This is a genomic window from Nostoc cf. edaphicum LEGE 07299 (assembly GCF_015207245.1).
Taxonomy (GTDB): domain Bacteria; phylum Cyanobacteriota; class Cyanobacteriia; order Cyanobacteriales; family Nostocaceae; genus Nostoc; species Nostoc edaphicum_B.
Window position 1 is genome coordinate 1 of the sequence record NZ_JADEXF010000713.1, and the last position, 3,350, is coordinate 3,350.

Below are 3,350 nucleotides of genomic sequence, written 5' to 3' on the forward strand. Positions count from 1 at the left end.
GATTAATGCAGTGCGTAAAGATGAAGATTGGCAAAGCATCGCCAGAACTCCCCTATTAGTGGTTGTTGCTGTTACCATTGCTGATGTACTCACACGCTTTGTAATTGGCGATAGCAGTAACTAATTAAAATATTTCAAATGTCTCAAGAGCGGGAACAAGAATTTCGTCCAGTCAATCAGGTTCTGGGAAGTCAACCTTCATTAGGGCCAATCCCTGCCGATCAAATTCTTCCTTGGACGGTAATAGCCTTAGCCTCCTACTTTATTATCAATGGGATTTTTGGAGGTCTTTTTGAAGAAGAGTTTCAAAAATGGTTGTGGACAGTACTAATGACTGGTTGGGGAATAGGAACTTGGTGGATTTTAACTGGTGGTAGGAGTTGGAGTTTTTTAAGTAAATTTATTGGCGTTCCCGCTTGGACAAGAGGCTTTGCTCGTTATCAAAGCTTATTGGAAGTTAACCATGAAGCAAAAAATCGGAAAACAAAGCGTCGGCATCGCCGGAAATGAAAGTAGATTAACGCCATTTGAAGATGCCTTGCACTTGGCGACAATGCTGCGCGTTGCAATGAATGGACGTGATATTGGCGCTTACCTGTTGACAAAAGGTACTCAAAAAGATCGGTTCTGCTTTGTTTTTGGTTTTGATTGTAAGGGAATTCATACCACCTTAAGACCTGAACAAATTGATACACTTTTTAATAACATTGAAGCCGGATTAAAAGACATTCCTAGCGGTGAAAGAATGACGCTACACTTGGGTTCTTTTAGTTCAGATAAAGAGCGCCAAAAAGAGTTAGCAACATTAATCAAAAATGCATCCTCGCGAGACATCAAATATTTGTTGATGGCGGAGAGAGCCAGAATTAAAGAACTGACTATTTCTGGAATTCGTAAACCTAAATTTTTGCGTATTTATGTAACTTACACCATTGAATCTAACTCGCAACACGCAGATGATTGGATAGAAAAGCTTTTAGTCAAAGCTGAATCCTGGTGGTTGAAATTTAAAGGCGATCTTTTAGAAGTAGAAAATCAACGTATCGAAACCCTGATTACAAATGCTTACAACCAGGGCTTTCTCCGCTGGGAACAAATCTTATCTAACAAAATGGGATTGGATGTCAAACCTTTGACTGCTGATGAACTCTGGGGAGAAATCTGGAAAAGGTTTAATGATACGCAGCCAATAGCTATTCCCCAGTTAATGACTTTAGATGAAGAAGGATTACACGAACAAGTCAATTCCGATTTAGCTAGTACTAAATTACTTCTAGACAATATCCACGGCACAACTTTGCTGATGGAATCTAGTGTACCTTGTGCCGATCGTCGCTGGGTTAATGTTAATAATCGTTATATTGGCGCATTGTCATTTCTGGAAAAACCCGGCGGTTGGACTAGTAAATCGGCTCAACTGCGCTATTTATGGGAACTGTTAGCCAGAGAAACAGTAGTAGATACAGAAATTTTTTGTGAGTTGACTGCTGCAAATCCAGCAGTGGTAAAAACTACTTTGCAACGAGTGCTGAAGCAGTCAAACATGACAACCATCATGGCTCAAGAAAAAAGTAAAACTATTGATGTCAACGCTCAATTAAAGTTGAAGAAGTCGGTAGCAGCGCAAGAGCAATTATTTGAAGGTGCAGTCCCGATTTATACGAGTGTTGCTATTTTAGTACATCGTCCAACTTTAGAAAAATTAGATGAGGCGACAAGATATATTGAAAACTGTTTTCAACGTCCAGCCAAAGTAATTAGGGAAACTGAATATGCCTGGAAAATTTGGCTGCAAACTCTACCAATAGTTTGGGAGGGTTTATTAGCAACACCTTTCAACCGTCGCCAGCTATATTTAACAAGTGAAGTTCCAGGATTAATGCCTCTAGTTTTAAGTAAAAAAGGTGACAAACAAGGCTTTGAGTTGATTGCTGAAGAAGGTGGAACACCCATACATTTAGATTTATTTAATCAGCACAAAAATTTAGCTTTGTTTGCGACAACCCGTGCTGGTAAATCGGTGTTGGTGTCAGGGATTTTAACTCAGGCTTTAGCACACGGCATTCCAGTTGTGGCGTTAGATTTCCCTAAACCTGATGGGACATCTACTTTCACTGACTACACAGAGTTTATGGAGAGGAATGGAGCCTATTTTGATATTTCCAAACAATCGAATAACTTATTTGAACAGCCAGATTTACGATCGCTAGAAGCAGAACAACAGCGCGATCGCTTTAACGATTATACCGCCTTCCTGGAATCAGCGTTAATGACAATGGTTTTAGGATCGTCGACTGAAAGTCAAATTTTATCGCAAACCGTGCGATCGCTGCTCAACTTGGCTCTAGAAGCCTTCTTTAGAGATGAGGGCATCAAAGAGCGATATCGACAGGCGATGGAGGGAGGATTTGGTACTCTTGCTTGGCAGAAAACCCCCACTTTAAAAGATTTTCTGTTTTTCTGCTCACCAGAACACTTGCAGTTAAGTTCTTTAACTGGTAGAGTCGAAGACGCTCTGAGTCAAATTCAGTTACGCTTACGCTTTTGGCTTTCTAGCCGCGTGGGACAAGCCATTTCTGCACCATCCAGCTTTCCTACCGATGCACAACTTTTAGTTTTTGCTCTCAGAAACCTATCAGATAGTGAAGATGCAGCCGTACTCTCTTTGAGTGCTTATTCAGCCGCACTCCGACGCGCATTAGGTAGTCCAGCTTCCATATTCTTTATCGACGAAGCACCAATTTTATTTGAGTTCGAGCAAATTTCTGACTTAGTTGGTAGAATTTGTGCGAACGGCGCTAAAGCCGGTATCAGAGTCATCTTATCAGGACAAGATCCTGACACCATTGCTAAATCTAAAGCTGCATCAAAAATATTGCAAAACCTGACAACACGGTTGATTGGACGCATTCAGCCAGTTGCAGTAGATAGTTTTGCAGACATCTTGAAATATCCCCGCCAAGTTATTTCTCGTAATGCCTCAGAAAGCTTTTTTCCCCGCAAAGAAGGCGTTTATAGCCAATGGTTATTAGATGATAACGGTATTTATACATTCTGCCGTTACTATCCAGGTTACGAACAATTGGCAGCAGTTGCTAATAACCCTTATGAACAGACTGCACGTAGCCAAATGATGCAACTTCACAGCGATAAATATGAAGCAATTTCTGCCTTTGCACGTCAGTTAGTGGCGACTCTACGTAGTAGTTAATTGGCTTATGTAAGTAGTTAATAGTGAATCAAACAAGTTTGGATTTTAGATTTCTGATAGTGTAGTATTAGCAAGTTACCAACGTCTTTTAAAGGATGTTTGAAAAGTCATGATTGATGTATCAAATGTTTTTTTACCC

General features: G+C 40.4%; 2 protein-coding genes. Both read left to right on the top strand.

The features are described 5' to 3' along the window. Positions 1–138 precede the first annotated feature (138 nt). The gene (locus tag IQ229_RS19390; protein WP_099101832.1) at positions 139–510 is read left to right on the top strand and encodes a hypothetical protein; all 372 of its coding nucleotides are present in this window, start codon (positions 139–141) and stop codon (positions 508–510) included. Next, positions 464–3,211, top strand: coding sequence for a hypothetical protein (locus tag IQ229_RS19395; RefSeq protein WP_194046545.1), 2,748 nt, complete (start codon positions 464–466; stop codon positions 3,209–3,211). The genes IQ229_RS19390 and IQ229_RS19395 overlap by 47 nt, the downstream gene beginning before the upstream one ends. Positions 3,212–3,350 lie beyond the last annotated feature (139 nt).

Bases quoted from the DNA above. Each gene is read 5' to 3' on its own strand.
- IQ229_RS19390 (WP_099101832.1), top strand. From the start codon at position 139: ATGTCTCAAGAGCGGGAACAAGAATTTCGTCCAGTCAATCAGGTTCTG.
- IQ229_RS19395 (WP_194046545.1), top strand. From the start codon at position 464: ATGAAGCAAAAAATCGGAAAACAAAGCGTCGGCATCGCCGGAAATGAA.